Genomic DNA, 25483 nt, shown 5'->3' on the forward strand with positions numbered 1-25483 from the left:
GCCCGCGTCGCTCCGCGCCCCCGACCACCCACGCAGTCGATCAAGGACTTTCGCTCAGTCGGTGAGGACGAGACCGGTGCTGGCGGCGACGCCCTCCAGGTAGCCGCGCGCCCGTTCGGTCTTCGGGTAGCGCCCCACCAGCTCCCAGAACCGCGCGTTGTGGCTGGGCACGACGAGGTGCGCCAGCTCGTGCAGGAGGACGTAGTCGACCACCCAGTCCGGCATCTCCTGGATGCGGTGGGAGATCCGGATGCTCCGGTCGGCCGGGGTGCAGGAGCCCCACCGCCCGTTCTGATTGGTCACCCAGCGCACGCTCGCCGGCATCGCCAGCGCCGCGTGCTCACTCAGGTAGCGGTCGATCAGCCGGCGGGCCCGGCCGAGCAGCTCGGCATCCGACCGGCAGACGCGCTCCTCGCGCGCGGCGAGCCGGGCGAGCATCCGGTCCACCCACTCCGTCTCCTCGGCGCGCGAGAACTGGTCCGGGATGAGGACGACCACCCGCTCGCCGTCCCGGTACGCGGACACCGTCCTTCGCCGGCGCTGACTGCGCCGTACCTCGACGACGGGCTTCCGCGCGCCCGCCATTACCGGCCCGCGCGCCGTGGGCTTTGGTTCACGATGGCACGCTAATCCGTACCGACCAGGGGAAGGCAAGAGTTGACGCGCCGAGGGATGCCAGAAAAGTGCTGGTTGGCGGCGTGTCGTCCGGAAAATTTCTCCGCGTCGCGGACGGACTCCGCGGTCCCCACGGTAAGCGACCATGCCTCGGCGCGTTACGGCAGCCCCCCGAACGGGAAGTGTGCACTGCTTCACCCGGCGTGTCCTTGCGAATCTGACTAATCCGACCCATTACGACATGCACACTCTCGTCGTCGACTTCCTCACAGTGTCGACGCATTGCTGACATGGAGCCGCCCACAGCTGGGTAGGGTCCGCCAACCGGCGGTCAACCACTGACCGCGGACGAGCTCCGGCGAGGGCGCCTACCAGGGCTTCCGCCGCCCGGTGACGTCGGGTGAGAAACCGCCCGACAAGGAGACGAGGAGGGGCATCGTGGCCGAACAGGCCCAGACCTACAACGGGTACTGCGTGAAGTGCAAGGAGAAGCGGGACTTCGAGGGCAACGTCGAGGTGTCGAAGACGGGCATGAACATGGCCAAGGGCAAGTGCCCGGTCTGCGGCACGACCGTCAACCGGATCCTGGGCAAGGCGAAGGCCTGATCCGCCTCCGGTCCGGCGACACGGGCCGGACCAGCACGGACTCGTAGACGACAGCGGGAAGGGGCGGCCGCATGGCCGCCCCTTCCCGCTGTGTCTGTCGCCCTCTCGACACGCGCCGTCATGTCCATGCGGCGACAGCGATCGACGGGAGGGTGTGGATAACCCGCATGATCCTGTGGATAAAGCAGTGCATGCCGCCGCGCACCTGTGGATAACGACCGAATCCCCGTTGGGAAACGGTGACAGCGTGTGATCCATGACCCGATCTCCGCTGCCCCGCCCGGCCCTGCTCCCCGGTCTGGCCCGCCTCTGGCGAGACCGGCACACCCTGCAACTCGGCCACGACCCCGCCCGCGCGGTCCTGCTCGAGGTCGCCGACCCGCGCCTGGTCCGCCTGCTCGACCTGCTCGACGGGGCGCACACCGAGCGGGCGATCCTGGAACACGCGACGACGCTGCAGCTCAGCCGCGACGACGCCCGTACCCTCCTCGACACCCTGCACGCCGCGGGGCTGGTCGTGGGCGCGCACACCCTGCTCCCCGGCAACCTGCCCGAGCCGATCCGACGGCGCCTCGCCGCCGAGGCGGCGGCGATCGCGCTGCGCCGGGGCGACGCGCCGGTCACACCGGCGCAGATCCTGCGGCGGCGGGCGGCCGCCCGGGTCGTTCTCGCCGGCCACGGTCGGCTCGCCGCGCCGGTCGCCGTCACGCTCGCCCAGGCCGGGATCGGACATGTCAGCCCCGAGCTCACCGGACGGGTCACGGCAGCGGACACCGTCGGGACCTGGCTGACCGCGACCGACGTGCACCGGCCCCGCCGAGAGGCGGTGGCGGAGGCGATCGTCCGCGCCGCCCCCGGCACCGAGACCCGACCGGTACGGCGCGGCCGGGGCAGCCTCACCGTGCAGCTCGGCGCGGACCGCCCCGCCGCCCTGCTCGCCGCGGCCTACGCCCGGCAGGCGCATCTGCTCGTGGAGGTGCGCGACGGCACCCCGGTGGTGGGTCCGCTGGTCCGTCCCGCGGGATCCCCCTGCCTGAACTGCCTGGACCTGCACCGGCGGGACCGCGATCCGGCCTGGCCCACGCTGGCCGCGCAGCTCGCCGGCGATCCCGCCGCCGAACCGTGCGCGGCACCCACCCTGATCGCCGCGGCCGGGTACGCCGCCGCCGAGATCCTCGCGTACGTCGACGGCGCCGCCCCCGAGACGCTCGGCGCGGCCGTCGAGATCAGTGCGCCCGGCCGGCTCCGCCGGCGCAGCTGGCCGCCCCACCCCGGCTGCGGCTGCGCCCGCCGCCGGCGCCGGTCGGCCGGCCCGGACACACGTGGCGGGAGCCACGGGCGCAGAGGGGTCGGGGACCCCGATAGTCGGTAACAATGATCGGGTGACCGACATCCCGCGCCGGGCCGTGTCCCGGACCGCCAAGCTCGCCGCACTGCCGCTCGGCTTCGCCGGGCGGACCGTCCTCGGGCTGGGCAAGCGGGTCACCGGGCTGGCCTCCGAGGTGATCTCGGCGGAGATCCAGGAGCGCACCGCGGAGCAGCTGTTCAGCGTGCTGGGGCAGCTCAAGGGCGGGGCGATGAAGGCCGGGCAGGCGCTGTCGGTCTTCGAGGCGGCGATGCCGGAGGAGCTGGCCGCGCCGTACCGGCAGGCGTTGACGAAGCTGCAGGAGGCGGCCCCGCCGCTGCCCGCCGCGAGCGTGCACAAGGTGCTGGCCGAGCAGCTCGGCGTCGACTGGCGGAGCAAGTTCGTCGACTTCGACGACGCGCCCGCCGCGGCCGCCAGCATCGGACAGGTGCACCGGGCGGTTTGGAAGAGCCGGGCGAAGGCCGGACGGCCGGTCGCGGTGAAGGTGCAGTATCCGGGCGCGGGTGAGGCGCTCCTCTCCGACCTGCGGCAGCTCTCCCGGCTGAGCGGGATGTTCCGGGCCATCCAGCCGGGGCTGGACATCAAACCGCTCCTGACCGAGCTGCGCGACCGCCTGGAGGAGGAGCTCGACTACGAGCTGGAGGCGCGCTCGCAGCGCGAGTTCGCCGCCGCGTACGCCCGGGACGAGGAGATCTTCGTGCCTCGGGTGGTCGCGGCCGCGCCCCGGGTGCTGGTGACCGACTGGGTGGAGGGGCAGCCGCTGTCGCGGATCATCCACGAGGGCACCGAGAGCGAACGCGACGAATCGGGACGGCTCATGGCCGTCCTGCACTTCTCGGCCCCGCAGCGTGCCGGACTGCTCCACGCCGACCCGCACCCCGGCAACTTCCGGTTGCTCCCCGACGGCCGCCTCGGAGTGATCGACTTCGGCGCGGTGGCCCGGCTTCCCGGCGGCCACCCGGAGCCGATCGGGCGGCTGGTCCGGCTCGCGCTGGAAGGCGACGCCGAAGCGGTCGTGGCCGGTCTGCGCGCGGAGGGGTTCGTCAAGCCGGACGAGGCGATCGACGCGAAGGCCGTGCTCGACTTCGTGTTGCCGATGTTGGAGCCGCTGGCGGTCGACGAGTTCCGCTTCACCCGGAAGTGGCTGCGCGCCGAGGCGGCGCGGCTGGCCAATCCGAAGTCGGCCGCCTATCAGCTGGGGCGCCGGCTCAACCTGCCCCCGGCGTACCTGCTGATCCACCGCGTCACGCTCGGCTCGGCGGGCGTGCTGTGCCAGCTGGAGGCGAAGGGGCCGTACCGGTCGATCGTCGAGCGGTGGCTGCCGGGCTTCGCACCGGTTGGCTGAACCCCGGTCGGCTGCACCCCGCCGGCTCACGTGCCCGGAACGGCGCGGGGCGGACCGTCACGTCGACGGTCCGCCCCGGAATCGGTTTACTGCTCAGTCGGTTGACTGGTCAGGGAGTGCCCAGCTCGCGGGCGGCCCGGTGACGGGCGTGCATCGCGACGGCGCGGGCGGATCGGGGTGCCTCAGTGCTCGTGGTGCTGCGACCGGCCTGAGGCAGTCGCATTCGAGCCCTGGACAACGCTTCGTGGAGTAGATGCATCTCGCTGGCTCCGATCGGAGTGGGTACGACGGTGTTCATCTCGGTCGTCAGCGCCGGCCACACGCCGGCGGTTACGAAGTTCGGGGTCATGTCAGGCCGCCAGTCGGACCGCGTCGCGCGACTCGGCGAGCCCATTGGCCGCCATGCGCGCCTCGACCTCGACCCGCAGGGCCGCGTCCCGGGCGACGTCCTCCTTGCGCGGGCGGCCCCGCGGCCGCTTGCGCGGAACGACCGCGCCACGCTCGAAGATCTCGCCGCCCCAGACGCCCCACGGCTCGGCCCGCTCCACCGCGCCGGTCAGGCACTCGACGCGCAGCGGGCAGTCGCCGCAGAGCGCCTTGGCCAGCTCCAGCTCGGTCGGGGAGTCGGAGAACCACAGGTCGGGGTCGAACTTCCGACACGGCAGGTTCGCCTCCAGCTCGACGCTCAGGTCGAGCGGGGCCAACGCCAGACTCATCGCCCGGTCACCTCTCTCTCGCTTCGATCTCGTAGATCGCTTCCACTTGCTTCCGCGGTAGGAAAAAACTGAGGCCGCGGATCCCGGTAGCGGGTTCCGCGGCCTCGAGGTGAGCCGGTGGTCTTTGTCAGACCGGCCTTCCTCGAGGTGGAACACCGCGGGCACCATCCATCAGCCGCTTCTTGACGGTCGTGACGATGGCCTCGCTGCCCAGGAACCCACTGGTCCCGATGAACTCGCTGATCTCGTGACGCTGCTCGACGCGCGGCAGGGCCCGGACCAGCTCGGCCTGGACCTGGACCTGGTGCGCCTGCGTGAGCGGACGGGCGTCGACGGCGTAGCCGGCCGACACCGACACCGGAGCCCAGACAGCAGGCAGCGCCGACGGTCGGTTCATCGTGTACGTCTCCACCGTCAACACCTCCTGTCTGAACTCGTCACTGATCACTGCAGATCCCCCACCAGCAGCGATAACTCCACTACTCGTGCGGTGCGAACTGAGGCTAAGCCCGACCACGGGGCGGGGGCAAACGAATTTACGGTGATTCCCCAGAAGTTTTTTCGGGCGCCACGTCATCGACGTCCGCACCGTCCACCAGGGCCAGCACCGCGTCGCCGTAGAGCCCCAGCTTGCGCGGGCCGATGCCCGCGATCGCGATCAGCTCCTCCGAGCGGCCCGGCCTGCGCTCGGCGAGCGCGACCAGCGTCGCGTCGGTGAACACCACGTACGCAGGCACTTTCTGCGCGCCGGCGACCCGCAGCCGCCACTCCCGCAGCCGCTCGAGCAGCTCGTCGTCCAAGTCGGACGGACACGTCGGACACCGCCCCAGCTTGCGGTCGGCGCCGGCGAGCAGCGTCGCGCCGCACACCCGGCAGGAGACGACCTGACGGCGACGGTCGGGTTTGCGACTGTTTCCCGCGCCGGCCCGCTCGGGGCCGCCGCCGGAGCGGTCGAGCTGCGGCAGGAAGCGGCTGGGACGGCGGGCGCGGCCACCGGGCGAACGCGCCGCGCCGTACGACAGCCACAGCCACTCCCGAGCCCGCGTCACTCCGACGTAGAGCAGCCGGCGCTCCTCCTCCAGCTGCTCCGCCGTCTTCGCGTAGGTGGTCGGCAACGTGCCGTCGGAGAGGCCGACCAGGAACACCGCGTCCCACTCGAGCCCCTTCGCCGAGTGCAGCGACGCGAGCGTCACCCCTTCGACCGTCGGCGCGTGCTGCTGCGCGGCCCGCCGCTGCAACTCGTCGCAGAAGTTGCTCAGCGAGACCGGCCGCTCCGAGACCGCGGCCTCGCCCAACGGCAACAGCACCGGCGACGCCGCGTACTCCTCGGCGAGCTGGACCAGCGCGGCCAGCGCCTCCCAGCGCTCCCGCGCCGCGCCGCCCGGCGGGGGCTGGTCCGGTGCCCAGCCGACCGCCGCGAGTCCGTCGACGACCGCGGGAACCAGCGGGGTCTCGCCCGGCGTCGCGCGGACGGCCGAGCGCAGCGCGACCATCGCCTGGCGCACCTCGGCGCGCTCGAAGAACCGCTCGGCCCCCTGCACCACGTACGGGACCTCGGCCTCGGTGAGCGCCTTCTCGTACGCCTCCGACTGCGCGTTGGTCCGGAACAGCACGGCGATCTCCCGTGCGGGCGTACCGCCGGCGATCAGTTGCCGGCAGCGCGCGGCCACGGCCGCGGCCTCGGCGGGCTCGTCGGCGAAGATCCGCAGGTCGGGCTCGGGGCCGGGCGCGCGCTGCCCGACCAGCTCCAGTCGCAGCCGCGCCTCCGCGCCGCGCGCCTGCTTGATCACCGCGTTGGCGAGCCCGACCACCTGCGGCGTGGACCGGTAGTCGCGGACGAGCCGCACCACCACCGCGTCGCGGTGGTGCCGGGGAAAGTCGATGAGGTACGACGAGGTGGCGCCGGTGAACGAGTAGATCGTCTGGCTGGCGTCCCCGACGACCGTCAGGTCGTCCCGCCCGCCGAGCCAGGCGTCGAGCAGGCGCTGCTGCAGCGGGTTGACGTCCTGATACTCGTCGACCACGAAGTGCCGGTACTGGGCGCGCACCTGCTCGGCGACGTCGTTGTGCTCCTCGATTCCCCAGACCGCGGCCCGGAGCATGTCCTCGAAGTCGATCACGCCGCTGGCGCGCTTGAGCGTCTCGTACGCGGCGAAGACCTCCGCGACCCTGGCCGGCTCGTGCGGCGTCTCGCGCAGCGCCTTCGCGGCCGCCACCACGTACTCCGCCGGCTCGACCAGCGACGACTTCGCCCACTCGATCTCGCCGGCCAGGTCCCGCGCGGCCGCCCGGTCCGTGCGCATGCCGATCTTGGCCGCCGCCAGCGTCACGAGCCGCACCTTGCTGTCCAGCAGCTCCGGCATCTCCCGACCGTGCAGCAGCCGGGGCGCGAAGTAGCGGACCTGGCGCAGCGCGGCGGCGTGGAACGTGCGCGCCTGCACCCCACCGACGCCGAGCGCGGTGAGCCGGGCGCGCATCTCGGCCGCGGCCCGCGCGGTGAAGGTGACCGCGAGCACGTGTCGCGGCACCACCTCGCCGGTGAGCGACCGGTACGCGATCCGGTGCGTGACGGCGCGGGTCTTGCCGGTGCCGGCGCCGGCGAGGATGCAGACCGGCCCGGCCGGCGCCGTCACCGCCGTGCGCTGCTCCGGATCCAGCCCGGCGAGCACCCGTTCCGCTGCTGAGTCAACCGCCACAGGTAGGAATCATGGCAGCTGGTCCCGGCGTTGCACCGCATAGTGTTGTCCGGATCGCGGAGACAAACTTCTCGTCCTCGGGAGGACCTGACGATGTTGACCATGTACTCCACCCCCTGGTGCGGCTACTGCCACCGGCTGAAGTCCCAGCTCGACCGGGAGGGCATCGCCTACGAGGTGGTCGACATCGAGCAGGATCCGCAGGCCGCCGAATACGTGATGGGCGTCAACGGCGGCAACCAGACCGTGCCGACCCTGCGCTTCGCCGACGGCAGCGCGCTGACCAACCCGTCGATCGTGCAGGTCAAGCAGCAGCTGGCCGCGCTCGCGGGCAGCTGACGGCGCTCGACGACCGATGGTCCGGCACCGGCGGGGGCCGGCGGCTCCTGCCGCCGGCCCCCGCCGGCGTTGTCGGCGCGGCGCCGTCGCCGACGAGTCCCGTGGAAAGGACTCCGACGCGGAGAAGTGCGCTCCGCGCGCAGCCGCGGTCACACCGACGGGGCATACTGAGGCGGCCGTCAATGCTCACAGTCCGTCAAAGATGCGAGACATGACGTAATCGGGGGAGGTATCTGTGTCGCCCGCGCCCAGCCCGATCGTGCGCCGGCGCCGCCTCGGCACCGAGCTCCGACGCCTGCGCGAGACGGCGGGACTGACCGGCGATCAGGTCATCGAGCGGGTGGGCTGGGCGTCGGCGTCCAAGCTCTCGCGCCTGGAGAACGGCCGGAGCCGTCCCGCGCTGAGCGACGTGCAGGACCTGCTCGAGGTCTACGCGGTCGACGGGCCGGAGCGCGACGAGCTGATCGCCATCGCCCGGGAGGCCGGCGACACCCGCGCGTGGCTGCGCTCGTACCCGGTCATGACGCAACGGCAACGCGCGTACGCCGAGCTCGAGGCGGGCTGCGCGGACATCAGCGAATACGCCCCGGTGATCGTGCCGGGACTGCTGCAGACCCCGGAGTACGCGCGGGTGCGCATCGTGTCGGCCCGGCCGCTGGCCGGCGACCACCCCGATGATCCGGTCAACCCCGACGACGCCGAGACCGAGGTGGCCGCGCGGATGGCCCGGCAGTCGCTGCTGAGCCGCGGCGACGATCCGCCGCGCTACGTGGCGGTGCTGGAGGAGCCGGCGCTGACCGGCCGCAGCGGTCCGCCGGACGTGCTCCGGGCCCAGTTGCAGCACCTCCGTCGGGTGGCCGCCCTGCCGAACGTGACGCTGCGGTTGTTGCCGCCGTCCGCGGTCGTGGCCGACTGGTACCTGCCGGAGACCGGCTTCTCCATCTACCGGTTCGCCGAGCCGGAGGACCCGAGCGCGGTGGCGATCGAGGCGTTGGACGCGGACGTGGTGATCACCGACGAGGCCGTGCTCGACCGTTACACGCAGGTCTTCGAGTGGCTCTGCGCAGCGGCCCGGTCGCCGGAGGAGTCGCTGGAATGGATCACCGAGGCGGTGTGGAGCAGCGGCCGCCGGCCCGCGGCGGACGGTCGGGGCGGCCGCCCGCCGGCGCCCGCCCAGCGCCGGCGGCGCCCCCGACCCGACGACGACGGCATATAACAGTGACTCATGTCACAGACCGCTCATCCAAAGAGTTAGATGCTTCTGGCCGATAGTCGCGTTTAGCGTGCCGCCCTTCTGGGTTCTCCGTGAGCATGGCCGCCGTGCGTGGAAGTTCCACTCTGGATCTTCACTCGCAACAATCCAGCGGCCACCCGCCACGGACCCCCCGGAGACTGTCATGAGGTTTCTGATCGTCCGGACCGACATCCGGGCCGTCCCCACCGATCAACTGGCCGCCGCCTGGGCCGACGGCGAGCCGGTCCGCGACGAGCAGGTCGCCCCCGAACCGCGCCGGCAGACCGTCTGCGCCGAGGACCGGGACGCGGCCATGGTGCTCGCCCGGGCGTTCTCCGCGGTCGGCGCCGTACGCGCGGGACGCCAACGGGTCAAGGTGGTGCGGCTGAGCGAGCCCTCCGACCGGCCGTTCCGGCCCGACCGTCGCGTCAGCGGGAACCGGCCCTCCAGCCTCGACCGCGCGTTGAGCCTCGACCGTACCGTCAACGCCGGCCCCGCCCCCCGCCCGGAACGCACCGCCAACCCCGTTCCGCGCCAGCGCACCGAGCCGCCCGCACGCTTCGGGCGCCACCACGGCGTCAACTCGGATACCGGGACGATGTAGACGACCGTTACTGGTCGGTCCGGCCCCCCGCCGTGCAATCGCCGAGACCGCCAGGACGGCCAGATCTTGGCCCGTGGACCACCGCGGCAACGGTGATCACGGGCCAAGGTTGTGTGGACCGGGTTCCGCGGCGCGGAGCCACTGCGTGATCAGGAAAAACGCGATCGACACCGGCGGCGGCAGCGCCACCCGCTCGCCGTTGCCGGCGTCCACCACCCCGCCCGACAGCACGGTAGCGATCTCGCTCCGGCTGAACCAGCGCGCCTGCGCGATCTCCGCAGGATCCACCCGGACCGGCTGGCCCGGATCCGCGTACGCGTGGAAGCCGAGCATCAGGGAGCCGGGGAACGGCCATGACTGGCTGCCGACGTAGTCGATCCGCTCGACCGCGACCCCCACCTCCTCCTCGACCTCCCGCACCACGGCCGCCTCCGCGGACTCGCCCGGTTCCACGTAGCCGGCGAGGCAGGAGAAGCGCCGGATCACCCCGTTGCTGCCCCACGCCGCGTTGTGCCCCAGCAGGCAGCGTCCCTCCGGCCCGGCGACGCCGTCGTGCACCAGCACGATCATCGCCGGGTCCGTCCGGGGCCACATCCGGTTGCCGTTGCCGTCGGCCCGGCTCCAGCCGCCCTCCTCCGCCGTCGTCGGCAGGCCCGTCGCCGGGGCGTACCGGTGACCGGCGTGCCAGTTGGCCAGCGCCGCCGTCGTGGTGAAGAGCCCGGCGTCGCGGTCGCTGAGCAGATGACCGACCTCGCGCAGCGAGACCGGGCTGGCGTCGGGCAGCTCCGGCAACGGGGCGTCGACCGCGAAGACCGGGGTGCCGTCCGGCTCGACGCCGAGGAAGAGCCGCGCCGCCGGATCGACCCGGGGCGCCGCGTCGGCGTCGAGCAGCACCAGCGTCACCGAGTCGTCCCCGGTACGCGCCAGCGCGCGGCCGCCGGAGGCCATCTCCACCACCAGCACCCGCGCCCGCGACCATGCCTCGGCGAGCCACCGCTCGTCCGTGCGGTGGTGCGCCGCCCGATTTACGGCCGAGCGGGCCAGCGGCGGAACCGGCAGCTCGTCGGGGGCGGTCACGCGGAGCTGACCTGGCGTTCGACCGGCGTCAGCGCGGCCACCGGCGCCTCGATCCGCCCCGCGTCGCCGAGGACCACGGCGACCGCGCGGGACGGCGCGAGATAGGTCGCGGCCGCGGCGGCCACGTCGTCGCGGGTCGCCGCGGCGAGCCGCGCCGAATGCTCCGCGAGGTAGTCCAGACGCAGACCGAACCCGGCGTACGTGCTGGCCACCGTGGCGAGCCCGGCCTGGGTGGACATGCCGAGCTGCAACGTGCCGAGCGCGTACTGCCGGGCCTGCTCGAGCTCGTCCTCCTTCGGCGGCAGCGAGGCCAGCCGCCCCAGCTCGTAGACCGTCTCCAACAGCGCCGGTCCGGTCACCTCGGTCGCCACCTCCGCGGCGACGGTCAGCGCCGACCCGGCCACCCCGTGCTCCACCGCCGAGTGCGGCCCGTACGTGTAGCCCTTGTCCTCCCGGATGTTCTCCACCCAGCGGGAGGAGAAGTAGCCGCCGAAGACGAGGTTCGCCAGCTGCAGCGCGGCATGGTCGGGATGGGTGCGCCCGACCGCCGGCAGCGCGATTCGCAGCGAGGACTGCACCGCGTCCGGCCGATCCACGACCAGCAACGGCCCGGGCGACAGCGGCGGCGCCGCCGGGAGCGCCAACCGCCGGCCGCCGGCCTCCCAGCCGCCCAGCGCCCGCTCCGCGGCGTCCAGCGCCTTGCCCGGTTGCACGTCGCCGACCAGCACCAGGATCGCCTCGTCCGGCCGCACCCGCTCGGCGTGCAGTGCCCGCAGCTGCGCCGGCCGGACCGCGCGCACCTGCTCCACCTCGGGGGTCTGCGTCGCGTACGGGTGGCTGCCGTACATCCGGCGCAGCAGCGCCTCGCGCGCCAGGTGCGCGGGTTGACTCTGCGCGACCTGGATCCGGTCGGCCAGCCGCTCGCGCTCCGTCGCGACCTCGTCGTTCGGGTACGCCGCCCCGGTGAGCACCCCGGCCAGCAGCTCCAGGATCCGGTCGAGCCCCGTGACCAGGCCGTTGCCGGAGACCAGCAAGCGGTCCGGGTCGACTCCGGCGGAGAGCCCGCCGCCGACGGACTGCAGAGCCGCCGCGATCTCCACCATGGACATGGTGTCGGTGCCGGAGAAGAGCGTCTGGGACAGCAGCACGGCCCGCGCCAGGTGGGCCCGGCCGAAGGGCACCCAGAGCCGCAGCTCGACCAGGGGTACGGCCGGCCGCCGGATCGCGATCACGGTCAGCCCGTTGGGCAGCCGCCGCTCCGCCTCCTTGGGCAGCTTCAGCTTCTTGTTCGGGCCGAGCGGCGGCAGGGTGTACGGCGCCGCGGGACGCTCGCTGCTGAGTGCCGTCATCGTCCCGCTCCCCCTGCGATGACCTCGACCGTCGCGCGCCGCCCGGGGCGCAGCGCGGCCGCCGCCGCCCGGACCTGCTCCTCGGTCACCGCGCCGACCAGGCGCGGCAACTCGTTGAGCAGGCCCGGCTCGCCGCGCTGCTGTTCCAGCACCGCCATCTGCAACGCCCGGCCGAGCACCGCGTCCGTCTCGCGCAGCAGGTGCGTGGCCATCCGGGCCTGGGTGCGCGCCAGCTCGCCGGCGGTCAGTCCGCCCGACGCGAGCCGGTCCAGCTCCTCGTCGATCGCGCGCAGCACCTTGTCCACGTCGCCGCCCGGCGGCAGGTGGGCCTGCATCACCAGCGCGGTGGGGTCCCGCACCGCGAACGGCTCCCCCATGAAGCCGAGGTAGGCGCCGATGCTGGTGACCGTGCGGTCGCGCAGCACCAGCCGCTCCACCAGGCGGGAGGCGTCGCCGTCGGTCAGCACCTCGGCGAGCACCACGTACGGCAGGTAGTCGTCGAAGGCGTTGATCGGGTCGGGCACCCGCCAGGCCGCGGCGAACGCCGGCAGCGGGGCCAGCCGGTCCGGGTAGGACTCCCGGCGTTCCGCGCTCAGGTCCGGCTCGGCGAAGTCGGGGCGCGCCGGCGCGGGACGGGCCGGCACGTCACCGAAGTGCCGTTCGATCAGCTCGGTCGCGGCCACCACGTCGAGATCACCGGCGACCGCGAGCACCGCGTTGCCGCCGGCGTAGTAGCGCTCGAAGAACTCGGCGGCGTCGGCGACCGTGGCGCTCTCCAGATCGTCGAAGGACCCGTAGCCGTCGTGCGCGTTCGGGAAGGTGTCGAACATGACCGGCGGCAGCTTCAACCACGGGAAGCCGCCGTATGGCCGGTTCAGCACGTTGACCCGGATCTCCTCCTTGACCACGTCGACCTGGTTGCGCAGGTTCTCCTCGGTCAGCCGCGGCCCGCGCATCCGGTCCGCCTCCAGGAAGAGCGCCCGCTCCAGCGCGTTGCTCGGCAACGTCTCGAAGTAGTCGGTGTAGTCCAGGTGGGTGGAGCCGTTGAACGTGCCGCCGGAGCCCTGGACGTGCCGGAAGTGGGCCAGCTTCTCCAGGTTCTCCGAGCCCTGGAACATCAGATGCTCGAAGAGGTGCGCGAAGCCGGTGCGTCCCTGCGGCTCCGACCGGATCCCGACGTCGTAGACGACCGCCACCCCGACGACCGGGGCGGTGCGGTCCGGCGCCAGCACCACCCGCAGCCCGTTGTCGAGCGTGAACCGCTCGACCGGATATTTCGTCGCGGGGATCTTTATCGTGCGGGCCACACGGCGACACTAGCGCGTCCCCCGCGGCCGCGACCCCGGCGTCGGGCGATGGTCACCGGGACGGGTGCGCCGGGCCGGCGGGGAACATCGCGCCCGCTCCCCGCCGGGACCGGCAGTCACCGGCGTCAGGCCGGGCGCACCGAGGCCAGTACGTCGTCGACGATCCAGTCGAGCCGCCGATGGGTGCCCGGGATCGAGACGTACAGGACGGCCGCGGTCGGCTTCCCCACGTCGATGCAGGCGACCGCGGCCAACTCGTCAGTCGCCCGCAGGCCCGGGCGGCTGAAGTGCAGCCGGAACACCGTCACCCATGCCGGCCGGCCGCCGAGCGTCGCGCGCTCGTCGCGACGCAGCTCCATCCGGGTGGGCTGCGGGTAGTACTCCGCGCGCACGTCGGCGGCGACCTGGCGACCGACGCACTCCAGGTTGAACGTCAACGCGTCGTTCTCCGCTGCCGGCACCGCCGCGGACAGGATCGACGCGTGGTAGTCGCTGAAGCCGTCGTACGCGGACTCGGTGACGAAGTGCTGGCCCACCCGGTACGGCACGTTGAGGGTGCCGGCGCTCCAGACCGTGTTCCACGGCAGCCACGGCTCGCCGTACGCGCGGTAGCTGATCCCCGCGTCGCGGTCCACCGTCCGGCGTCCCGCCGGCACGGGCTCGACGGTCCGCGGCGCCCCGGCCGATGGCGGCTCGACCGACGGCGGCTCGACCGACGGCGGCTCGGTCGACGGCGGGCAGAGTCGGGCCAGCGGCGGCCGGACGTCGGTCGGCGCGGCCGGCATCTCCCGGAACGGCCCCGACCCGGAGAACGCCAGCGCGAGCACCAGCACGACGCCGATCACCAGTACGGAGCCCGCCGCCCCGGCGAACCACCACAGCCGCGGGTCCCGACCGCCCGACGCGGGTGGCACCCCGGCCCCGCCGCCCCATGATCCGGCCGGGCCGGCGCCCGCCACCGATCCCGGACCCGCCACGGGCCGGGACCACGGAGAGGGGGTCGACGCGTCGGGCACCGTCCAAGTGAAACACCGCCCGCCGGCGCGACGTCAGCCGGCGTCGTTTCCGGGCGGGGCCGGCACGGTCACGTCGACCACGGCGGACCGGTCGACCGGCGCGGCGTACCACGGCGTGAAGGCGGCGAGCAGCGCGAGCAGCACGCCGACCGCGGCGAGCACCAGCACGACGAGCATCTCGCGGCGGCCGGTCGTGCCGACGACAACATCCATGACCCACCTCCCGCGCCCGGTCCATGCCGCCCGAGCATCCCGCCCGGACGGCCCGCACGCAGTCGTCCATCGGACGCACCGCGCCGGCACGCGCGGAAGATCGCGACGATCTCGGAGTTATAGCTGCACGATTCGGGCATAACCTCGCCATAAGCCCAAGATCGTCGCGATCAGGGGCGGGGGCGGCGGGTGCGGAGGGCCTTCAGGACCTTCAGCGGGGGCGGGACAGCGGAGATGAGCCGCGCGTACTCGTCGGACTCCATCGCGCAGAGCGCGATCCGCCCCCGGTCGTCGAAGAGAAGCCCCCAGCCGTGCCTCTTGGGCAGCGGCGACGAGCGCAGGCACGCCTGCGGCCGGGCGAAGAACTCCTCCCGCAGCCGCGCCACCTCGGCCGGCGACCACTGTCCGTCCCGACGGGCGAGCCACGACTCGAAGAGCACATCCTCCTGCGTGTACCGGTACGGGTCGGCGACGAGCAGCTCGTACTGCACCACCGCCACGGTCGGCCGGCCGCCGCGCGGGCGCGGGACCTCGCTCGCCGCGACCGGACAGTCGTCCGCGACCGCGATCAACGTCTGGTAGTAGTTCAGATCCACGCCGCATCTCCGTCATTCCCGGACTGCGACCACGATAACTACCCGCGGGGGCGGCGCCGGGGCGTGCGACGGGAACGGCCGGTCGCGGGGTGCGCGGACCGGGCCGCCGGGGTGGGCGTGGGCGCCGCGATCGTGACGGGCTCCCCGGACGGGGTACGCGCGCCGGTCAACCGGGCCAGCTCCGGGGCGCCGGGGCGGACCGGCACCGCCTTCGGCCGGATCCCCGCGGTCGCCATCAGCCGGTCCACGTCGCGCCGCTGCTCCGGCAGCACCAGCGTCACGACCGTGCCCGACTCCCCCGCCCGCGCCGTCCGGCCGCCCCGGTGCAGGTAGTCCTTGGCCTCCGCCGGCGGGTCGACGTTCACCACCAGGTCCAGGCCGTCGATGTGGATGCCACGCGCCGCCACGTCGGTGGCGACCAGCGCGGTGACCTGCCCGGTCCGGAACTGCTCGAGGATCCGGGTCCGCTGCGGCTGGGACTTGCCGCCGTGCAGCGCCGCCGCCCGTACGCCCTTCGCGAGCAACTGCCGGGCCAGCCGGTCGGCGCGGTGCTTCGTACCGATGAACATGATCGTGCGGCCCTCGCGGGCGGCGATCTCCGCGGTCGTGGCCGACTTGTCCGCGGTCTCGACGAGCAGCAGATGGTGGGTCATCGCGGTGACCGTCGCGGTGCCGGGGTCCACCTCGTGCGACACGGGGTCGGTGAGGAACCGGCGCACCAGCCGGTCGACGCCGCCGTCGAGGGTGGCCGAGAAGAGCATCCGCTGCCCGTCCGGCGCCACCTGCGTCAACAGCGCGGTGACCTGCGGCAGGAAGCCCATGTCGGCCATCCGGTCCGCCTCGTCCAGCACGGTGATCGCCACCTGGTCGAGCCGGCAGTCGCCGCGGTTGATCAGGTCGTTGAGCCGCCCCGGCGTGGCCACCAGCACCTCCGCGCCGGCGCGCAGCGCGTCGGCCTGACGCTTCAGCGACAGCCCGCCGACCACGGTCGCGGTGCGCAGCCCGACCGCCGCGGCGTACGGGGCGAGCGCCTCCGTCACCTGCTGCGCCAGCTCACGGGTGGGCACCAGCACGAGCGCCAGCGGGCGGCCGGGGCGGGCCCGCCGGCCGGCGGTGCGGCACAGCAGCGGAAGTCCGAAGGCGAGGGTCTTGCCGGAACCGGTGCGGCCCCGGCCGAGCACGTCACGGCCGGCCAACGAATCCGGCAGCGTCGCGGCCTGGATCGGGAACGGCGCGGTGATGCCGTTGGCGACCAGGGCGGCATGCAGGGCGGGCGGCAACGGGACGTCACCGAAGGTGGGCATCGGGGTACGGGTCGTCACGTGGGGGCCTTCCTCGGCGGCGGCACGTGTCGAGGAAGGCGCCCGGCGGCGCGGTCGCGGGCACGGACCGGAACAGGGGGTACGCGGGCCGGCCCGCGCCCATCACGGGCGCGGGCCGGCGTCGTGCGTCAGAGCGGACGGATGTTCTCCGCCTGCGGGCCCTTCTGGCCCTGGGTGATCTCGAACTCCACCCGCTGGTTCTCGTCCAGGCTCCGGTAGCCGGAGGACTGGATCGCGGAGAAGTGGGCGAAGACGTCGGCGCCGCCGTCGTCGGGGGTGATGAAGCCGTAGCCCTTGTCCGCGTTGAACCACTTCACGGTGCCAACTGCCATTGTGTTCGTCTCCTTGACGGAACGATCGAGCCCGGCACTGTCTCCGGGCCGATGAGAGAAGCCGCGCCGTTCGCGCGGGCCTGACGTCGCCGTCGTGATCACCCGGACCGGAGCCTCCTCCGGATACAACAAAGAGCGCCTCCGGCGAGTTTCCCGCAGGCGCACCTGAACTGTGTCACTGGAAACCACTGTGTCACTGGGAACCAAAACTGCAACGGGGCAAACCGTAACACGAAACCGCGGCCCGCGCCGGGGTCGGTTTTCCGCGGGCCGCTCAGGCGGGCTCGGCGGCCTCGGGCAACGCCGCGACCAACGCGGTCAGGCCCTCCGCGTCGAGCAGGTCGGCCGGGCGCACGGTCACCCCCTCGCGCACGTAGTGGAACGCCGCGCGTACCCGCTCCACCGGCACCCCCGCCAGCTCCGCCCAGGCCAGCCGGTACGCCGCGAGCTGGACGGCGGCGGCGCGGGCCTCGACCCCCGACGGACGGCGACCCGTCTTCCAGTCGACCACGTCGAAGCGGCCGCCGAGATCGGCGAAGACGGCGTCCATCCGTCCCCGCACCACCACGCCGGCGATCACCGTCGCGAACGGCACCTCCACCTCGACCGGTGTCCGGTCCGCCCATTCACTCGCCAGGAATCGTTCCTGAAGCTCAGCCAGCGTCTCGTCGGGTGCCGCGTCCTCGTCGGCCGCGCCCGGCAACTCGTCCACATCGAGCAGCCGCACCGCCCCGAAACGCTGCTCCAGCCAGGCGTGGAACGCGGTGCCGCGCCGGGCGTACGGGTCGGGGCGGTTGGGCAGCGGGCGGCGCAACGCGCGGGCCAGCGCCTGCGGATCGCGCCGCAGGGCGACGAGCTGCGACACCGACAGGTGCCCGGGCAACGCCACGTCGACCGGCCCGACCGGCCGGCTCAGCCGCTCCCGTTCGGCGAGCAGCAGGTCCGCCTCCCGCCGCCACCGCGCCACGTCCGGATCCACGGGCTCGTCCTGCCGCGGCCCGGCGCCGTCCGGGTCCGGCGCGTCGTCGGGCCCGGTCGCGTCCGGCAGCGCGGCCATCATCCGCCGCACCAGCCCGGCCGCCTCGGCGATGACCGGACGGCGCGATCCCAACGGGTCCGCCGGCCACTCGGCCCGCAGGGTGACCTGGGTGGTCGGGTTGACGGTGTCGGGAGTCGGCTCGGGGGCCCACCCGTCCACCACGCCGGCGCCCGCGCGGCAGCGCTCGGCCACCTCCTCCAGGAACACCGACGGCCCGCGCGGCCGCTTCACGGCCGGCCCCCACCAGTAGCCGGAGCAGAGCAGCAACCGGCGCGGCCGCGTCACCGCCACGTACGCCAGCCGCCGCTCCTCGCGCTCATCGTGCTCGTGCCAGCGCTGCGTGAACTCCTCCAGCGCCCGGGCGACCTCCCGCTGGTCGGTCGCCTCGTCGAGCGCCAGCCGCGGCAGCCCGTCGGCGTCGCCGCGCAGCGGGAACGGCAGCACGCCGAGCCCGAACAGGTAGTGGTCGGAGTTGCGCACCGCCCCGGGCCACACGCCACGCGTCAGGCCGGCGACCGCCACCACGTCCCACTCCAGCCCCTTCGCCGCGTGCGCGGTGAGGATCTGGACGGCCCCCTCGACGACCTCGACCTCGCCGGGCGCCAGCCCCCGCTCCTCGTCCTCGGCGGCGGCCAGGTAGGCCAGGAACCCGGCGAGCGCGCCGCCCTCCGACTCGCTGGCGAAGCGCGCCGCCACGTCGCCGAGCGTGTCGAGGTGCCCGCGCGCCAGCCCGGCGTCCCCTCCCCCGCCGTTACTGCCCCGGCCGTTGCTGCCGGCGCGCACCGCGACCTCCACGTCGAGCCCGATGGTGCGCTCGACGTCGGCGATCAGGTCCGGCAGCGGCTGGTCGAGCCGGTAGCGCAGCAGCGCGAGCTCCCGGCCGTACGCCCGCAGCCGGGCGTAGCCCTCCGCCGAGTAGGTCTGCGCCGGACCCGGGTCGGCCAGCGCCTCCACCAGGGTCGCCTCGTCGAGCCGGTCGGTGACGATCTCCGGCTCGTCGTCACCGTCGCGCCCGAGTTCGCGCCGCGCGGCGGCGATCGCCTTCGCCCGGCGGTGCAGCGCGACCAGGTCCCGCGGGCCGATCCGCCAGCGCGCGCCGGTGAGCAGCCGCAGCAGCGAGGCGCCGTCGGTCGGGTCGGCGAGCACGCGCAGCGTGCAGACGACGTCCCGCACCTCCGGGGTGTCGAGCAGCCCGCCGAGCCCGACGACCTCCACGGGGAGCCCACGGGCGCGCAGGGCCGCCTCGATCGCCGGGATCTGGCTGCGCACCCGGACCAGGACCGCGCTGGTGGGGCGGGCGTCGAGCGGGATCGCGTCGGGGGCGGCGTCGCGCATCCGGGCCGCCCCGCGCCACGCGGCGAGCATCCCGTCGGCGATCCACTCCGCCTCGTCCTCGTACGTCTCGAGCAGCGCGCAGTGCACCGTGCCGCCCGCCGCGCCCCGGGCGGTGCGGCCCGGGATGGGCTCGTCGACCCGGCCGGCGGCGGCGAGCTCGGCGACCCGCGCGCCGGCCTCGCGCAGCGGCGTGGAGAGGGCGTTGGCGACGGTGAGGATCTCGGGGCGGTTCCGCCAGCTGGTGGTCAGGGTGAGTGTCCGGGCGGGGCGCCCGTCGGACTGGGCGAACTCGCCCGGGAACCGGTCGAGGGTGCCGGCGCTCGCCCCCCGCCAGCCGTAGATGGACTGGCAGGGGTCGCCGACGGCGGTGACCGGGTGGCCGCCGCCGTAGAGCGAGCCGAGCAGCACCACCTGGGCGTGGCTGGTGTCCTGGTACTCGTCGAGCAGCACCACCCGGTACCGCTCCCGCTCGATCTCGGCGACCTCCGGGTGGTCGCGCGCCACCAGCGCCGCCCGCGCCATCTGATCGCCGAAGTCCATCGCCTCGAAGTCGCGCTTGCGCTCGTCGTACGCGCGGACCAGCGGCAGCAGCCGCAGCCGGAGCTGCTGGGTGCTCAGGGCCCGGCGCACGTCGGCGTAGAGCCGGCCGGGCCGGCCCTGGGTCTCGGCGAAGAATCGGCCGGTCCAGGCGGCCAGCTCGTCCGGGGTGACCAGGTGCTCGGCGAGCTCGCCGGCCAGCGCCAGCACGGCGTCGGTCACCGTGCTCGGCATCCGGTCCACCTCGGACATGTCGCCCTGGTAGTTGCGGACGAGCAGGTCGACGATCTGCCAGCGGGTCGCCTCGGTGAGCAGCCGGGTGGTCGGCTCGAAGCCGGCCCGCAGCCCGTGCTCGGTGACGACCCGGGCCGCGTACGAGTGGTAGGTGGCGACGGTCGGCTCACCGGCCAGCAGGTCCTCGCCGGGATCGCGCGCCTCGCGCCCCAACCGGCGGACGAGTTGCCCCAGCCGCATCCGGATGCGGTGCGCGAGCTCGCCGGCGGCCTTGCGGGTGAAGGTGAGGCCGAGGATCTGCTCCGGCCGGGCGTAGCCGTTGGCGACCAGCCAGACGACCCGGGCCGCCATGGTCTCGGTCTTGCCGGAGCCGGCGCCGGCGACGACGAGCAGCGGCTCCACCGGGGCGGCGATGATCGCCGCCTGCTCGGGGGTGGGCGCGTGCAACCGCAGCAGCCGGGCCAGCTCCAGCGGCGTGTAGCGGGGACCGGAGTCGGCGGCGCGCGGCGCCGGGGGCGCCGCGGTGAACAGCGACGGCTGGGTCATGTCTTCTCGCCTCCGGCCGGCGGCTCGACCACCTGGCGTCCCTTCCCGGAGACCGGGCAGCTGGTCCGGACCGGGCAGACGTGGCACTTGGAGTTGGCGACCGCGACGAAGGTCGCCGCGGCCATGGTGTCGGCGGTGCGCCGCACCAGCGCGCCGGCCCAGCCCGGGTCCTCCGCCTCGCCGAGCGCCGCCTGGGTCTGCTCCTTGGCCTGCTTGGCGTCGGTGCCGAGCTGCACCAGCGCCGCCCCGCCGGAGGTGTCGCCGTAGTCCGCGAACGCACCCTCCTCCACGGCCGCCTGGTAGGCGGCGAGCTGGGGGTGCTCCGCGACCTCGGCGGCGGTCACCGCGGTGGACTTGCCGGTCTTGAGGTCGATGACGACCAGCCGGCCGTCCGCGTCGACCTCGAGCCGGTCGACCCGGCCGGTGAGCTCGACCGGCCGGCGCGGGTCGTCAAGCCGCACCGCGAACTCATGTTCGATGGCGAGCAGCCGGCGGGGGTTCGCGGCGAGCCACCGCAGCAGCTTGTCGACCATCACCTCGGCCCGGCCCTGCTCCCGGCCCGACATCCAGCGGGCCGCGAGCTCGATCGCGTCGAACCGGCCGGCCACGTACTCCAGCAGCTTGCCGCGGTCGACGCTGGCGTCCTCGGCGAGCATCGCCGCCGCGTGCACCAGGTTGCCGACGCCCTGCGCCGCGCTGGCCGGCCCGCTCCCGCCGTGCCGCTCCAGCAGCCACCGCAGGCTGCAGCGCAGCGCGCTCTCCATCGCCGACGGCGTCACCTTCACGGGCTCGCCCTCGTCGACCAGCGGCCGGTCGTCGGAGAGCGCCCGCAGCCCCCACCAGTCGTCCGGATGCGCGCCGGGCACGCCCGCGACGGCGAGGCGGGCCAGCTCGGCCGCCGCGGCGCGCCGCCGGGTCTGTCCCGCCGCCGGGTCGGTCACGACGGTACGCAGCTCGGCGACGAGCCCGGCGAGGGTGAGCGCGCGGGGCGGACGTGCCACCGGCAGCTCGCCGGCCTCCGCGTCCGGCACGCCGTCATCGGCCGGCGCCGTGCCGTCGGCCGGCGCTGTGTCCTCGGCGGCCGCTGCACCGTCGGCAGCCGTCCCGCCGTCGGTGGTCGTCCCGGGATCGGGCGGCGCGCCGCTGCCGAGTTCGTACAGGAACCGGCTGGGCTGCTCATCCTGGTCGGTCCCCCCGGCGGTCGCGGCGACCGCGCTGACCAGCAGCCGCCGCCGGGCGCGGGTCGCCGCCACATAGAACAGCCGGCGCTCCTCGTCGAGCAGCGCGGAGGTCTGCCCGACCAGCGAGGCGGCGACGCCGGCGGCGTCGGCGCGCCCGGCGAGCACATCGACGAGGCGTTCGGAGCCGAGCAGGCTGCCGCGCAGCCGCAGGTCGGGCCAGATCCCCTCCTGGACCCCCGCGATCGCGACCAGGTCCCACTCCAGGCCCTTGGCGGCGTGCGCGGTGAGCAGCCGGACCGCCTCGCCCCGGTCGGCGGTGGGCGCGAGCGTGTCGGCCGGCAGTTGCTGGCCGAGCACGTGGTCGAGGAACACCTCGGTGCGGGCGCCGGGGAGCCGGTCGACGAAGCGCGCCGCCGCGTCGAAGAGCACCACGACCGCGTCCAGGTTGCGGTCGGCGGCGACCGCCCGCCACCGCGCCCCGCTCTCCCCCTCGCCGGCGTCCGGCCGGGCCCGGGAGATCGCCCCGAACCAGCGCTCGGCGAGGCCGCTGGCCCGCCACACCGCCCAGAGCACGTCCTCGGCGGTCGCGCCCGGCACGCCGGCCGCCTCCCGGGCGGTGCCGAGCAGGCCGGCGACCGCCTTGGCCGGGGCGGCCCAGCGCCGCTCCACCGCCGCCAGCTCGGCCGGGTCCTGCAGCGCCTCGACCAGCAGCTCCCCGGACGGTCGCCGGTCACCGGCGGCGAACGCGAGCGCGCGCAGCCCCTGCCGCAGCCGCCGCTCGGCGAGCGGGTCCGCGCCGCCCAGCGGCGAGTGCAGCAACGCGACGGCGGCCTCCTCGTCGAGCCGCTCGGGCTCCAGCGCACAGCGCAGCAGCAGGAGCAGCGGGGCGACCGCGGGCTGCAGATGCAGCGGCAGGTCCTCGGCGTGCACCACGGTCGGCACGCCGGCGGCGTGCAGCGCCCGCTGCAGCGACGGCAGCTGCAGCGACGTGGAGCGGACGATCACGGCCATCCGCGACCAGGGAACGCCGTCGAGCAGGTGGGCCGAGCGCAGCGCGTGCGCGAGGTACGCCGACTCGCTGGTCGCCGAGCGGAAGGTGCGGACCTCGACCGCGCCCGGCGCGGCGTCCGGCAGCGGACGCAGATCGCGGTGCCCGACCGGGCCGCGCAGCCGGCGGGCCAGCCGCCGGGTGGCGTCGAGTAGACCGGGGCCGCAGCGGTAGGAGGTGGTGAGCGTGACGCTGCGGGCGACCGCGCCGGACGCGGTGCGGAAGTGGTGGCCGAACGTGCCGACGATCGCGGGGTCGGCGCCGCGGAAGGCGTACGTCGAGGAGTCGGGATCGGCGAAGGCGACGAGTGGCTTGCCGCCGCCGGTGATCAGCGTGAGCAGCTCGATCTGGGCCGGGTCGGTGTCGGCGAGCTCGTCGACGTACACGTAGGCCAGGCGGCGTCGCTCGGCGTCGAGCAGCGCGGGGTCGTCGCCGAGCAGCCCCGCCGCCGCCCGGACCAGTTCGGCGTTGTCGTACGCGACCGAGCCGCGGGCGGTGGCGTCGCGCAGGGCGAGCACCGCGACGTACTGGCGCAGGAAGCGCGCGGCGGCGGGCCAGTCGGCGCGGCCGAGCCGCTCGCCCAGCCGGGCCAGCTCGACGGGGCCGACGCCCCGCTCGGCGGCGCGCTGCAGCAGGTCGCGGAGCTGAGCGGCGAAGGCCCGGGTGCGCAGCGCCGGGCGCAGCTCCTCCGGCCAACCGATCGGGTCGTCCGCCTCGTCCTCGCCGACCGCGTCGAGCAGCTCGCGGATGATCAGATCCTGCTCGGGACCGGTCAGCAGCCGCGGCGAGGGTTCGCCGCGCTCGGCGGCGGCGCGCCGCAGCAGCCCGAAGGCGTACGCGGGGAAGGTGCGCACCAGCGGCTCGTGCACCACCCGGTGGTCACCGCCGGCGATCCGGGCCTCGATCCGGTGCCGCAGCGCGGTGGCGCCGCGGCGACCGAAGGTCAGCACGAGGATGCGCTCGGGATCGGTCCCCTCCGCGACCCGCGCGGCGACCGCCTCGACGAGCGTGTCGGTCTTGCCGGTGCCCGGACCGCCGATGACCAGCAGCGGACCGTCGGTGTGCGCGACGACCTCGGCCTGCGCGGGGTCGTCGAGGCGCGCCGGCGCGGCCTCGGCCGGCCGGCGGACCAGCCGGTACGCCTGCATCCGGCCATCTCACCATGCCGGTGCGACACCGGCCCGACCGCGGCGCGCCGCTATGACCTGGCGCGCCCGGTCCGCCGGTGGCCGCTACCGGAGGCGGGCGTCGACGGCGTCGAGCGCGGCCGGCACCGAGTCGACGACGACCAGCAGGTCCATCGCGGCCGGACGGACGAACGCGGTGGCCGCGAGGCCGGCCAGCCAGTCGAGCAGGCCGCGGTAGAACCCGTCGGTGTCGACGAGCACGACCGGCTTCGCGTGCAGGGCCAGGTTCGCCGTGGTCCAGACCTCGAAGAGCTCGTCGAGGGTGCCGAGCCCGCCGGGGAGCGTGATGAACGCGTCCGCCTTCTCGATCATGAGCGCCTTCCGGCTGCCCATGCCGTCGGTCACCACCAGCTCGTCGGAGTGGGTGTCCGCGACCTCCAGGTCGACCAGCGCCTGCGGGATGACCCCCAGGGTCTGCCCGCCGCCCGCCCGCGCGCCGTCGGCGAGCGCCCCCATCATGCCGACGCATCCACCGCCGGAGACCAGCGCGTGTCCGCGGCGGGCGATCTCCCGCCCGGTCTCGGTCGCCAGGTCCAGCCAGCGCTGTTCCACCGTGCGCGAGGACGCGCAGAAGACACAGATCCGCGCCATCGATCAGCCCTCCTGCCTCTGGTCGGCCGCCGCCTGCTGGTCGGCCGCCGCCTGCTGGTCGGCCTCGTTCCTGGCCACCGCCGCGGCCTGCAGCGCCTCCTGCTCGGCGGCGAGCGCCAGGTCGGCGTCGACGATGTGCCGGACCGCGGCGGCGACGTCGTCGGTGAGGCACATCAGCTCGAGGTCCGCCGGCCCGATCTTGCCCTGCTCGAGCATGGTGTCGCGCAGCCAGTCGATGAGCCCCGCCCAGTAGCTCACCCCCATCAGCACCACGGGGAAGCGGGTCACCTTGCCGGTCTGCACCAGCGTCAGCGCCTCGAAGAGTTCGTCCAGGGTGCCGAAGCCGCCGGGGAGCACCACGAACGCCTGCGCGTACTTGACGAACATGGTCTTGCGGGCGAAGAAGTAGCGGAAGTTGATGCCGACGTCGACCGAGTCGTTGAGCCCCTGCTCGAACGGGAGCTCGATGCCGAGGCCGACGGAGAGACCACCGGCCTCGATCGCGCCCCGGTTGACCGCCTCCATCACACCCGGGCCGCCCCCGGTGATCACCGCGTAGCCGGCCCGGGCCAACGCCGCCCCGAGCTCCTCCCCGAGCACGCACTCCGGGCTCTCCGGCTTGCTGCGCGCCGATCCGAAGACGCTGACCGCGGGCGGCAGGTCGGCGAGGGTGTCGAAGCCCTCGACGAACTCGGAGAGGATGCGCAGCGCACGCCACGCGTCCCTGGTCTTCCAGTCGGCGCGGGTGCGGGAGTCGAGCAGCCGCTGATCGGCGGTGCTGCCCGGGATCGCGTCCCGCCGCAGCGTGACCGCGCCACGGTGTCGTTCGGGGCCGGGGTGGCGGCCGCCCATCCGGCCGTTCGCGTGCTTCATCCGCTCCACCGTAGTCCCGCGGGCCCGGTCCGATGCCGGACCCGCCGTGCCGATCCGCCCCGAAACCGCGGCGGCGGGAAGAAAAACTCCACCTCCGTCGCAACCAAATCGGGTGCTTGCGCGTCTTTACTTTCACATACTGGGTATGCACGGAGCCCGGCACCCCCGCCGGGCACCTT

21 protein-coding genes and 1 pseudogene are annotated in these 25483 nt (G+C 74.2%); 6 read left to right on the forward strand and 16 right to left on the reverse strand.

The window, feature by feature from the left end:
• Window positions 1–54: 54 nt before the first annotated feature.
• Window positions 55–585 carry a M48 metallopeptidase family protein gene (locus tag BLW47_RS01275; protein WP_091550330.1) on the reverse strand — a complete coding sequence of 177 codons (531 nt, stop codon included), beginning with the start codon at window positions 583–585 and terminating at the stop codon, window positions 55–57.
• A 468-nt stretch (window positions 586–1053) separates the two neighbouring features.
• Between BLW47_RS01275 and BLW47_RS25000 the strand changes: the two genes are divergently transcribed.
• The 3 genes from BLW47_RS25000 (at window position 1054) to BLW47_RS01285 (ending at window position 3932) form a co-directional block, all read left to right on the forward strand.
• Complete coding sequence (locus tag BLW47_RS25000; RefSeq protein WP_175543463.1) at window positions 1054–1221, forward strand: DUF5679 domain-containing protein; 168 nt, start codon at window positions 1054–1056, stop codon at window positions 1219–1221.
• 256 nt (window positions 1222–1477) lie between these two features.
• Window positions 1478–2593 carry a ThiF family adenylyltransferase gene (locus BLW47_RS01280; protein ID WP_091550333.1) on the forward strand — a complete coding sequence of 372 codons (1116 nt, stop codon included), beginning with the start codon at window positions 1478–1480 and terminating at the stop codon, window positions 2591–2593.
• Between the two features lie 10 nt (window positions 2594–2603).
• Window positions 2604–3932 (forward strand): ABC1 kinase family protein, encoded by a 1329-nt coding sequence (locus BLW47_RS01285; protein ID WP_091550336.1) that lies wholly within the window; start codon window positions 2604–2606, stop codon window positions 3930–3932.
• 350 nt (window positions 3933–4282) lie between these two features.
• Here BLW47_RS01285 and BLW47_RS01295 read toward each other — a convergent pair whose 3' ends face one another.
• The 3 genes from BLW47_RS01295 to BLW47_RS01305 all read right to left on the reverse strand — a co-directional run bounded on the left by BLW47_RS01295 (window position 4283) and on the right by BLW47_RS01305 (window position 7344).
• Window positions 4283–4648: a WhiB family transcriptional regulator gene (locus BLW47_RS01295; RefSeq protein WP_091550339.1), complete on the reverse strand. Its 366-nt coding sequence runs from the start codon at window positions 4646–4648 to the stop codon at window positions 4283–4285.
• A 127-nt stretch (window positions 4649–4775) separates the two neighbouring features.
• Window positions 4776–5096 (reverse strand): hypothetical protein, encoded by a 321-nt coding sequence (locus BLW47_RS01300; RefSeq protein WP_091550342.1) that lies wholly within the window; start codon window positions 5094–5096, stop codon window positions 4776–4778.
• A gap of 88 nt (window positions 5097–5184) precedes the next feature.
• Window positions 5185–7344, reverse strand: a complete 2160-nt coding sequence (locus BLW47_RS01305) for an ATP-dependent DNA helicase UvrD2 (protein WP_091550344.1) — start codon at window positions 7342–7344, stop codon at window positions 5185–5187.
• Window positions 7345–7437: 93 nt separating this feature from the next.
• On the opposite strand from BLW47_RS01305, the gene BLW47_RS01310 reads away from it, so the two are divergent.
• The 3 genes and pseudogenes from BLW47_RS01310 to BLW47_RS01320 all read left to right on the forward strand — a co-directional run.
• A complete protein-coding gene (locus tag BLW47_RS01310; RefSeq protein ID WP_091550346.1) occupies window positions 7438–7683 on the forward strand; it encodes a mycoredoxin in 246 nt (81 codons plus the stop codon).
• A 235-nt stretch (window positions 7684–7918) separates the two neighbouring features.
• Complete coding sequence (locus tag BLW47_RS01315) at window positions 7919–8899, forward strand: helix-turn-helix domain-containing protein (RefSeq protein WP_091550349.1); 981 nt, start codon at window positions 7919–7921, stop codon at window positions 8897–8899.
• Window positions 8900–9080: 181 nt separating this feature from the next.
• Window positions 9081–9344, forward strand: a pseudogene (locus BLW47_RS01320) (hypothetical protein); the annotation flags it as partial.
• A gap of 273 nt (window positions 9345–9617) precedes the next feature.
• Here the strand turns inward: BLW47_RS01320 and nudC are convergent.
• From nudC to BLW47_RS01380, 12 genes are all read right to left on the reverse strand, one after another.
• The gene (nudC, locus tag BLW47_RS01325) at window positions 9618–10598 is read right to left on the reverse strand and encodes an NAD(+) diphosphatase (protein WP_245736262.1); all 981 of its coding nucleotides are present in this window, start codon (window positions 10596–10598) and stop codon (window positions 9618–9620) included.
• Window positions 10595–11947, reverse strand: a complete 1353-nt coding sequence (locus tag BLW47_RS01330; RefSeq protein WP_091550351.1) for a M16 family metallopeptidase — start codon at window positions 11945–11947, stop codon at window positions 10595–10597. The genes nudC and BLW47_RS01330 overlap by 4 nt, the downstream gene beginning before the upstream one ends.
• Complete coding sequence (locus BLW47_RS01335) at window positions 11944–13254, reverse strand: M16 family metallopeptidase (RefSeq protein ID WP_091550353.1); 1311 nt, start codon at window positions 13252–13254, stop codon at window positions 11944–11946. Before BLW47_RS01335 ends, BLW47_RS01330 begins: the two co-directional genes overlap by 4 nt.
• Before the next feature lie 125 nt (window positions 13255–13379).
• A complete protein-coding gene (locus tag BLW47_RS01340) occupies window positions 13380–14168 on the reverse strand; it encodes a hypothetical protein (protein WP_139307131.1) in 789 nt (262 codons plus the stop codon).
• Between the two features lie 135 nt (window positions 14169–14303).
• A complete protein-coding gene (locus BLW47_RS01345; RefSeq protein ID WP_091550358.1) occupies window positions 14304–14483 on the reverse strand; it encodes a hypothetical protein in 180 nt (59 codons plus the stop codon).
• Window positions 14484–14653: 170 nt separating this feature from the next.
• The gene (locus tag BLW47_RS01350) at window positions 14654–15079 is read right to left on the reverse strand and encodes a DUF6157 family protein (protein ID WP_091550361.1); all 426 of its coding nucleotides are present in this window, start codon (window positions 15077–15079) and stop codon (window positions 14654–14656) included.
• Window positions 15080–15117: 38 nt separating this feature from the next.
• Window positions 15118–16383: a DEAD/DEAH box helicase gene (locus BLW47_RS01355; RefSeq protein ID WP_091550364.1), complete on the reverse strand. Its 1266-nt coding sequence runs from the start codon at window positions 16381–16383 to the stop codon at window positions 15118–15120.
• Between the two features lie 146 nt (window positions 16384–16529).
• Window positions 16530–16733: a transcription antiterminator/RNA stability regulator CspE gene (gene cspE / locus BLW47_RS01360; protein WP_091550366.1), complete on the reverse strand. Its 204-nt coding sequence runs from the start codon at window positions 16731–16733 to the stop codon at window positions 16530–16532.
• 274 nt (window positions 16734–17007) lie between these two features.
• Window positions 17008–20424: an ATP-dependent helicase gene (locus BLW47_RS01365; protein ID WP_091550369.1), complete on the reverse strand. Its 3417-nt coding sequence runs from the start codon at window positions 20422–20424 to the stop codon at window positions 17008–17010.
• Complete coding sequence (locus tag BLW47_RS01370) at window positions 20421–23801, reverse strand: ATP-dependent helicase (protein ID WP_091550371.1); 3381 nt, start codon at window positions 23799–23801, stop codon at window positions 20421–20423. The genes BLW47_RS01365 and BLW47_RS01370 overlap by 4 nt, the downstream gene beginning before the upstream one ends.
• Before the next feature lie 84 nt (window positions 23802–23885).
• Window positions 23886–24431 carry an LOG family protein gene (locus tag BLW47_RS01375; RefSeq protein ID WP_091550374.1) on the reverse strand — a complete coding sequence of 182 codons (546 nt, stop codon included), beginning with the start codon at window positions 24429–24431 and terminating at the stop codon, window positions 23886–23888.
• A 3-nt stretch (window positions 24432–24434) separates the two neighbouring features.
• A complete protein-coding gene (locus tag BLW47_RS01380) occupies window positions 24435–25304 on the reverse strand; it encodes an LOG family protein (protein ID WP_091552333.1) in 870 nt (289 codons plus the stop codon).
• Window positions 25305–25483: the final 179 nt, after the last annotated feature.

The organism is Micromonospora pattaloongensis (assembly GCF_900107255.1).
Lineage (GTDB): Bacteria > Actinomycetota > Actinomycetes > Mycobacteriales > Micromonosporaceae > Micromonospora_I > Micromonospora_I pattaloongensis.

Bases quoted from the DNA above. Each gene is read 5' to 3' on its own strand.
- BLW47_RS01280 (WP_091550333.1), top strand. From the start codon at position 1,478: ATGACCCGATCTCCGCTGCCCCGCCCGGCCCTGCTCCCCGGTCTGGCC.
- BLW47_RS01275 (WP_091550330.1), bottom strand. From the start codon at position 585: ATGGCGGGCGCGCGGAAGCCCGTCGTCGAGGTACGGCGCAGTCAGCGC.
- BLW47_RS01310 (WP_091550346.1), top strand. From the start codon at position 7,438: ATGTTGACCATGTACTCCACCCCCTGGTGCGGCTACTGCCACCGGCTG.
- BLW47_RS01295 (WP_091550339.1), bottom strand. From the start codon at position 4,648: ATGAGTCTGGCGTTGGCCCCGCTCGACCTGAGCGTCGAGCTGGAGGCG.
- BLW47_RS01345 (WP_091550358.1), bottom strand. From the start codon at position 14,483: ATGGATGTTGTCGTCGGCACGACCGGCCGCCGCGAGATGCTCGTCGTG.
- BLW47_RS01355 (WP_091550364.1), bottom strand. From the start codon at position 16,383: ATGCCCACCTTCGGTGACGTCCCGTTGCCGCCCGCCCTGCATGCCGCC.
- BLW47_RS01365 (WP_091550369.1), bottom strand. From the start codon at position 20,424: ATGACCCAGCCGTCGCTGTTCACCGCGGCGCCCCCGGCGCCGCGCGCC.
- BLW47_RS01380 (WP_091552333.1), bottom strand. From the start codon at position 25,304: ATGAAGCACGCGAACGGCCGGATGGGCGGCCGCCACCCCGGCCCCGAA.
- BLW47_RS01375 (WP_091550374.1), bottom strand. From the start codon at position 24,431: ATGGCGCGGATCTGTGTCTTCTGCGCGTCCTCGCGCACGGTGGAACAG.
- cspE (WP_091550366.1), bottom strand. From the start codon at position 16,733: ATGGCAGTTGGCACCGTGAAGTGGTTCAACGCGGACAAGGGCTACGGC.
- BLW47_RS01330 (WP_091550351.1), bottom strand. From the start codon at position 11,947: ATGACGGCACTCAGCAGCGAGCGTCCCGCGGCGCCGTACACCCTGCCG.
- BLW47_RS01370 (WP_091550371.1), bottom strand. From the start codon at position 23,801: ATGCAGGCGTACCGGCTGGTCCGCCGGCCGGCCGAGGCCGCGCCGGCG.